This is a genomic window from Escherichia sp. E1130 (assembly GCF_005781065.1).
Classification (GTDB): domain Bacteria; phylum Pseudomonadota; class Gammaproteobacteria; order Enterobacterales; family Enterobacteriaceae; genus Escherichia.
The window spans coordinates 1-7,226 of sequence record NZ_VATL01000050.1; the positions used below are offsets into that span (position 1 = coordinate 1).

Annotated in this window: 9 protein-coding genes and 1 other annotated feature; of the genes, 7 read left to right on the forward strand and 2 right to left on the reverse strand. The window is 47.9% G+C overall.

Translation table 11 applies throughout. From position 1 onward, the window contains the following. The first annotated feature begins 262 nt into the window (after nucleotides 1-262). From raiA to pheA, 3 genes are all read left to right on the forward strand, one after another. Complete coding sequence (gene raiA, locus FEK66_RS24645; protein WP_000178461.1) at nucleotides 263-604, forward strand: ribosome-associated translation inhibitor RaiA; 342 nt, start codon at nucleotides 263-265, stop codon at nucleotides 602-604. Nucleotides 605-706: 102 nt separating this feature from the next. Continuing rightward, nucleotides 707-832, forward strand: a sequence feature (Phe leader region). Next, nucleotides 708-755 carry a pheA operon leader peptide PheL gene (gene pheL, locus FEK66_RS24650; protein ID WP_100229775.1) on the forward strand — a complete coding sequence of 16 codons (48 nt, stop codon included), beginning with the start codon at nucleotides 708-710 and terminating at the stop codon, nucleotides 753-755. (Overlaps the previous feature by 48 nt.) A 22-nt stretch (nucleotides 833-854) precedes the next feature. Continuing rightward, on the forward strand, nucleotides 855-2,015 hold the full coding sequence (pheA, locus tag FEK66_RS24655) for a bifunctional chorismate mutase/prephenate dehydratase (RefSeq protein WP_130208153.1): 1,161 nt from the start codon (nucleotides 855-857) through the stop codon (nucleotides 2,013-2,015). Between the two features lie 41 nt (nucleotides 2,016-2,056). On the opposite strand, the gene tyrA is transcribed toward pheA, so the two are convergent. Together tyrA and aroF are read right to left on the reverse strand one after the other, a co-directional pair. Further along, a complete protein-coding gene (tyrA, locus tag FEK66_RS24660) occupies nucleotides 2,057-3,178 on the reverse strand; it encodes a bifunctional chorismate mutase/prephenate dehydrogenase (RefSeq protein ID WP_131162448.1) in 1,122 nt (373 codons plus the stop codon). A 10-nt stretch (nucleotides 3,179-3,188) separates the two neighbouring features. Next, nucleotides 3,189-4,259: a 3-deoxy-7-phosphoheptulonate synthase AroF gene (aroF, locus tag FEK66_RS24665; RefSeq protein WP_135494936.1), complete on the reverse strand. Its 1,071-nt coding sequence runs from the start codon at nucleotides 4,257-4,259 to the stop codon at nucleotides 3,189-3,191. 211 nt (nucleotides 4,260-4,470) lie between these two features. Between aroF and FEK66_RS24670 the strand changes: the two genes are divergently transcribed. The 4 genes from FEK66_RS24670 to FEK66_RS24685 all read left to right on the forward strand — a co-directional run. Then, nucleotides 4,471-4,833, forward strand: a complete 363-nt coding sequence (locus FEK66_RS24670) for a DUF2799 domain-containing protein (protein WP_131162447.1) — start codon at nucleotides 4,471-4,473, stop codon at nucleotides 4,831-4,833. A gap of 150 nt (nucleotides 4,834-4,983) precedes the next feature. After that, nucleotides 4,984-5,502, forward strand: coding sequence for a YfiR family protein (locus FEK66_RS24675; protein WP_130208145.1), 519 nt, complete (start codon nucleotides 4,984-4,986; stop codon nucleotides 5,500-5,502). Beyond that, a complete protein-coding gene (gene dgcN / locus FEK66_RS24680; protein WP_130217283.1) occupies nucleotides 5,495-6,718 on the forward strand; it encodes a diguanylate cyclase DgcN in 1,224 nt (407 codons plus the stop codon). Before FEK66_RS24675 ends, dgcN begins: the two co-directional genes overlap by 8 nt. 15 nt (nucleotides 6,719-6,733) lie before the next feature. Next, the coding region (locus FEK66_RS24685) for an OmpA family protein (RefSeq protein WP_138211635.1) at nucleotides 6,734-7,226 on the forward strand (493 nt) is incomplete at its 3' end.

Genomic DNA, 7,226 nt, shown 5'->3' on the forward strand with positions numbered 1-7,226 from the left:
AACTGATCGGCATTACAGCCCTGGAGCTGCCGTTTTTTTATTCGATTTGAACGCTAACTAAAGCGATTCAGTCGCGACTGATCCTATCAAATATGGCTCGCTTTGAGACATTCCTCAAGTAAAAAAACACCTCTTCCTGCGATTTCTCACAAAAAAACTTCGTTGACAAAAAGTGACAAAATTATGAGATTTTCATCACACATTTTGACATCAGGAGCGGTATGCTGAATTCACCAAGACGGGAAGACAAGAGGTAAAATTTATGACAATGAACATTACCAGCAAACAAATGGAAATTACTCCGGCAATCCGCCAACATGTCGAAGACCGTCTCGCCAAACTGGAAAAATGGCAAACGCACCTGATTAATCCGCATATCATTCTGTCCAAGGAACCACAGGGGTTCGTTGCTGACGCCACTATCAATACACCTAACGGCGTTCTGGTTGCCAGTGGTAAACATGAAGATATGTACACCGCTATTAACGAATTGATCAACAAGCTGGAACGGCAGCTCAATAAACTGCAGCACAAAGGCGAAGCACGTCGTGCCGCAACGTCGGTGAAAGACGCCAACTTCGTCGAAGAAGTTGAAGAAGAGTAGTCCTTTATATTGAGTGTATCGCCAACGCGCCTTCGGGCGCGTTTTTTGTTGACAGCATGAAAACAGTACGGGTACTGTACTGAAGTCGCTTAAGGAAACAAACATGAAACAAACGCCGTTTTTCTTCGCATTCTTTTTTACCTTCCCCTGAATGGGAGGCGTTTCGTCGTGTGAAACAGAATGCGAAGACGAACAATAAGGCCTCCCAAATCGGGAGGCCTTTTTTATTGATAACAAAAAAGGCAACACTATGACATCGGAAAACCCGTTACTGGCGCTGCGCGAGAAAATTAGCACGCTGGACGAAAAATTGCTGGCGTTACTGGCTGAGCGGCGCGAGCTAGCCGTTGAGGTGGGAAAAGCCAAACTGCTTTCACATCGCCCGGTGCGTGATATCGATCGTGAGCGCGATTTGCTGGAAAGATTAATTACGCTTGGTAAAACACACCATCTGGATGCCCACTACATTACTCGCCTGTTCCAGCTCATCATTGAAGATTCCGTATTAACTCAGCAGGCTTTACTCCAGCAGCATCTCAATAAAATTAATCCGCACTCAGCCCGCATTGCTTTTCTCGGGCCCAAAGGCTCTTATTCACATCTTGCGGCGCGCCAGTACGCTGCCCGTCACTTTGAGCAATTCATTGAAAGCGGCTGCGCCAAATTTGCCGATATTTTTAATCAGGTGGAAACCGGCCAGGCCGACTATGCTGTCGTACCGATTGAAAATACCAGCTCCGGTGCCATAAACGACGTTTACGATCTGCTGCAACATACCAGCTTGTCGATTGTTGGCGAGATGACGTTAACTATCGACCATTGTTTGCTGGTTTCCGGCACCACCGATTTATCGACTATCAACACGGTCTACAGCCACCCGCAGCCGTTCCAGCAATGCAGCAAATTCCTTAACCGTTACCCGCACTGGAAGATTGAATATACCGAGAGTACGTCTGCGGCAATGGAAAAAGTTGCACAGGCAAAATCACCACATGTCGCTGCGCTGGGGAGCGAAGCTGGCGGTTCCTTGTACGGTTTACAGGTACTGGAGCGCATTGAGGCGAATCAACGACAAAACTTCACCCGATTTGTGGTGCTGGCACGTAAAGCCATTAACGTGTCTGACCAGGTTCCGGCAAAAACCACACTGTTAATGGCTACCGGACAACAAGCTGGTGCTCTGGTTGAAGCGTTGCTGGTATTGCGCAACCACAATCTGATTATGACCCGTCTGGAATCACGTCCGATTCACGGTAATCCGTGGGAAGAGATGTTTTATCTGGATATTCAGGCCAATCTTGAATCCGTGGAAATGCAAAAGGCGTTAAAAGAGTTAGGAGAAATAACCCGTTCAATGAAGGTATTGGGTTGTTACCCAAGTGAAAACGTAGTGCCTGTTGATCCAACCTGATGAAAAAAGCCGGATGATGTGAATCATCCGGCACAGAGTTATTACTGGCGGCTATCGTTCGCCTGACGCAATAATACGCGGCTTTCATTCTGGAAGCGTTGTGCGTAATCGCCGAACCAGTGCTCCACCTTGCGGAAGCTGTCAATAAACGCCTGCTTATCGCCCTGCTCCAGCAACTCAATCGCCTCACCAAAACGCTTATAGTAACGTTTGATCAACGCCAGATTACGTTCTGAAGACATAATAATATCGGCATAAAGCTGCGGATCCTGGGCAAACAGTCGCCCGACCATCGCCAACTCAAGACGATATATGGGCGAAGAGAGTGCCAGAAGCTGCTCAAGCTGAACATTTTCTTCTGCCAGATGCAGGCCATAAGCAAAAGTGGCAAAGTGGCGCAACGCCTGGATAAACGCCATATTCTGATCATGTTCGACGGCGCTAATGCGATGCAGTCGCGCGCCCCAGACCTGAATTTGTTCAAGAAACCATTGGTACGCTTCTGGCTGACGTCCATCACACCAGACCACGACCTGCTTCGCCAGGCTGCCGCTATCCGGACCAAACATCGGGTGAAGCCCCAGCACTGGACCATCATGCGCCGCCAGCATGGCCTGTAATGGTCCATTCTTCACTGATGCCAGATCGACCAGAATACAGTCTTGCGGTAAACGTGGTAATTTGCCAATGACTTGTTCAGTAACATGAATCGGTACACTGACAATCACCATACCGGCATCGGCAACAATCTCAGCCGCGCGATCCCAGTCATGTTGTTCAAGAATCCGCACCTGATAGCCAGAGAGCGTCAACATCTTCTCGAACATGCGCCCCATCTGACCACCGCCACCAACAATGACTACCGGACGTAGTGAAGGACAAAGCGTTTTAAATCCTTTGTCGTTTTCGCTGGAGTAGGACTCACGCATTACCCGACGCAGAACATCTTCAATCAGATCTGGCGGAACGCCGAGAGCTTCCGCCTCTGCGCGCCGCGAGGCCAGCATGGATGCCTCGCGCTCCGGTACATAAATGGGTAACCCAAAGCGGCTTTTCACTTCACCGACTTCAGCAACCAGTTCCAGACGCTTTGCTAATAAATTCAGCAGCTCTTTATCGACTTCATCAATTTGATCGCGTAATGCGGTCAACTCAGCAACCATAATAAACCTCTTAAGCCACGCGTGCCGTCAGCTGCCCATTCAGATCCTGATGAATTTCACGCAGCAAGGCATCGGTCATTTCCCAGCTTATGCAGGCATCTGTTACGGATACACCGTATTTCATTTCACTGCGTGGTTGCTCGGAAGACTGATTGCCTTCGTGGATGTTACTTTCGATCATCAGACCAATAATTGAGCGATTGCCATCTTTGATTTGGGCAACCACGGATTCTGCCACCGCAGGCTGACGGCGATAATCTTTATTGGAATTACCGTGGCTGCAATCTACCATCAGTGAGGGGCGCAGTCCCGCCTGTTCCATCTCTTTTTCACATTGCGCGATATCCGCCGGGCTATAGTTCGGTGCTTTTCCGCCACGCAGAATCACATGTCCGTCCGGATTACCCTGAGTTTGCAGCAGCGCCACCTGCCCTGCCTGATTAATACCAACAAAGCGATGCGGTTGTGCAGCGGCACGCATAGCATTGATTGCTGTCGCCAGGCTGCCATCAGTGCCGTTTTTAAAACCAACCGGCATGGAAAGCCCGGATGCCATTTCACGGTGCGTTTGCGATTCCGTGGTACGAGCACCAATTGCCGACCAGCTAAACAGATCACCCAAATATTGCGGGCTGTTTGGATCTAACGCTTCCGTCGCCAACGGTAATCCCATATCTACCAGTTCCAACAGCAACTTACGTGCAATCTTTAATCCTGTTTCAACATCAAAGGAGCCATCCATATGTGGATCGTTAATCAACCCTTTCCAGCCAACAGTGGTACGGGGCTTTTCAAAATAGACGCGCATCACCAAATAGAGACTATCGCTGACCTCTGCGGCAAGGGCTTTAAATCGACGAGCATATTCCAGTGCGGTTTCAGGATCATGAATGGAGCAAGGACCACACACCACCAGCAGCCGGGGATCGCGCCCAGCGATGATATCTGAAATAGTTTTACGCGAATCAGTAATCTGGGCCTCTTGTTGTCGGCTTAATGGAAAAGCTGCCTTCAACTGTTCCGGGGTCATCAGAACCTGTTCGTCGGTAATATGTACGTTGTTCAGCGCGTCTTTTTGCATGATGGCGATCCTGTTTATGCTCGTTTGCGATAGTTGATCCTCAGCGAGGATGACGCAACGATATCACAACAAGTAAAGATTTCAATCCATATTTCGTAAATAATAGTTTACACAAGCAATTCATATACGTTTTAACCACCAATAAATGTACAAATAAATTTACACACACAATAAAAACAATCCGCTATGCTTTGAAAAAGGAGAAAAAACAATGAAACACTTTATCGCCCCTTTGTTAGCTTTGGTTGTTAGCGGCTGTCAGATTGATCCCTATACTCACGCACCAACCTTGACCAGCACTGACTGGTATGATGTTGGTATGGAAGATGCGATATCAGGCGTTGCTATAAAAAATGACGATGCTTTTAACGATTCACAGGCTGATCGGGGGATATATCTTAAAGGATATGCCGAAGGGCAAAAGAAAACCTGCCAGGTCGATTTTACTTATGCCCGAGGGCTTTCCGGTAAAAGTTTCCCTGCCAGCTGCAACAATGTAGAAAATGCCAGCCAATTGCATGAAGTATGGCAAAAAGGAGCTGATGAAAATGCCCGCACGATGAAACTTAATTAATTTAAATCCCACCACAAAATTAATCATAAGATTTAACTTATTCGATTTTTAATTCTCTTCTGGATGACGACTACACAAAAGAATGATATTTTAATGAACATTCTGAAAAATTTTCGATGCGTTTCGAGCGAAGATGGTGAGGATCCCTGAATGCGCTTTTCTCACCTACTGTTCTTACTGCTGCTATTCCTTCTGGCAGGCGCGCCATTACTCGCTCAGGAAACCACTGACGTTACGAAAAATGTGCGTTTAATGGTTTCCGGTATCGTAAGCTACACTCGCTGGCCGACGGTATCTGGTCCACCAAGACTATGTATTTTTTCATCTTCACGATTTAGCACCGCCCTGCAAGAGAAAGGTGCGACGCCTTTGCCTTACCTGCCTGTCATCGTTAACAACAAACAAGAGGCGATGATTTCAGGCTGCAATGGTTTTTATTTTGGCAGCGAGTCACCGACATTCCAGACAGAATTAATCGAACAATATCCGTCTAAGGCGTTATTATTAATTGCCGAACAAAATACCGAGTGCATTATTGGCAGCGCATTTTGTCTGGTCATCAACAATAATAACGTCAGGTTTGCCGTAAACCTGGATGCCTTATCGCGTAGTGGTGTTAAGGTCAACCCGGATGTCTTAATGCTCGCACGGAAGAAAAACGATGGATAACGATAATTCTCTTCATAAGCGCCCCACGTTTAAAAGAGCATTACGCAACATCAGCATGACCAGCATATTTATCACTATGACGCTGATCTGGCTGCTGCTTTCCGTGACGTCAGTGCTAACCCTGAAACAATACGCGCAAAAAAACCTGGCACTAACCGCTGCAACAATGACTTACAGCCTGGAAGCTGCGGTCGTTTTTGCCGATGGTCCTGCAGCAACAGAAACTCTGGCCGCACTAGGTCAGCAAGGCCAATTTTCAACCGCAGAAGTGCGTGATAATCAGCAAAACATTATTGCTTCCTGGCACTACACTGCCAGAGAACCGGGAGATACCTTCAGTAATTTCATTAGTCACTGGCTCTTTCCGGCTCCCGTCATTCAGCCGATTCGCCACAATGGCGAAACCATTGGCGAAGTGCAGTTAACCGCACGCGACAGCTCAATTAGCCATTTTATCTGGTTTTCACTCGCTGTCCTGACTGCATGTATTCTGCTGGCATCAGGCATCGCGATTACCCTCACCCGCCATTTGCACAATGGTCTGGTTGAAGCGTTAAAAAACATCACCGATGTCGTACATGATGTGCGTTCCAACCGCAATTTTTCCCGACGAGTTTCGGAAGAACGTATCGCAGAGTTTCACCGCTTCGCTCTCGACTTCAACAGTCTGCTGGATGAAATGGAAGAGTGGCAGCTTCGTTTACAGGCCAAAAATGCGCAGCTTCTACGTACCGCGCTACATGACCCATTAACCGGGCTGGCTAACCGCGCAGCGTTTCGTAGCGGCATCAACACGTTGATGAACAGTTCTGATGCCCGAAAAACGTCGGCATTACTGTTTCTTGATGGCGATAATTTCAAATATATCAATGATACCTGGGGTCATGCGACGGGAGATCAGGTCTTGATTGAAGTGGCAAAACGATTAGCTGAATTTGGTGGGCTGCGACATCAGGCATACCGTATTGGCGGCGATGAATTCGCTATGGTCCTCTATGGCGTGCAGTCGGAATCTGAAGTGCAGCGGATTTGCACGGCACTGACACAAATTTTTAATCGACCATTCGATCTTAATAATGGCCATCAAACCACTATGACATTAAGCATTGGTTACGCGATGACCATTGAGCACGTCTCCGCCGAAAAATTACAAGAGCTGGCCGACCATAATATGTATCAGGCCAAACACCAGCGCGCTAAAAAGCTGGTGAAATAACAAGGAAATATCTACATGATAAAGCAACTGGTAGTTCCCCTGGTGTTCTCTTCACTGATACTGACTGGCTGCCAGTCACCACAAGGGAAGTTTACTCCAGAACAAGTCGCCGCTATGCAGTCTTATGGTTTTACTGAATCCGCTGGCGACTGGTCGCTGGGCTTATCTGATACCATTCTGTTTGCTAAAAATGACTACAAACTGCTCCCGGAAAGTCAGCAACAGATCCAGACCATGGCCGCAAAACTGACCTCCACGGGCTTAACCCATGCCCGTATGGATGGACATACCGACAATTACGGCGAAGACAGTTACAACGAAGCTTTATCGCTGAAGCGGGCAAATGTCGTCGCCGATGCGTGGGCAGAAGGTGGACAAATTCCTCGCAGCAATCTCACCACTCAGGGCTTAGGGAAAAAATACCCCATCGCCAGTAACAAGACCGCACAGGGTCGCGCCGAGAACCGCCGCGTCGCTGTGGTGATTAGTGGTAAGCGTACAGTGAGAA

Coding starts and splice junctions, on each gene's coding strand:
- raiA (WP_000178461.1), top strand. CDS start 263: ATGACAATGAACATTACCAGCAAACAAATGGAAATTACTCCGGCAATC.
- pheA (WP_130208153.1), top strand. CDS start 855: ATGACATCGGAAAACCCGTTACTGGCGCTGCGCGAGAAAATTAGCACG.
- tyrA (WP_131162448.1), bottom strand. CDS start 3,178: ATGGTTGCTGAGTTGACCGCATTACGCGATCAAATTGATGAAGTCGAT.
- aroF (WP_135494936.1), bottom strand. CDS start 4,259: ATGCAAAAAGACGCGCTGAACAACGTACATATTACCGACGAACAGGTT.
- FEK66_RS24670 (WP_131162447.1), top strand. CDS start 4,471: ATGAAACACTTTATCGCCCCTTTGTTAGCTTTGGTTGTTAGCGGCTGT.
- FEK66_RS24675 (WP_130208145.1), top strand. CDS start 4,984: ATGCGCTTTTCTCACCTACTGTTCTTACTGCTGCTATTCCTTCTGGCA.
- dgcN (WP_130217283.1), top strand. CDS start 5,495: ATGGATAACGATAATTCTCTTCATAAGCGCCCCACGTTTAAAAGAGCA.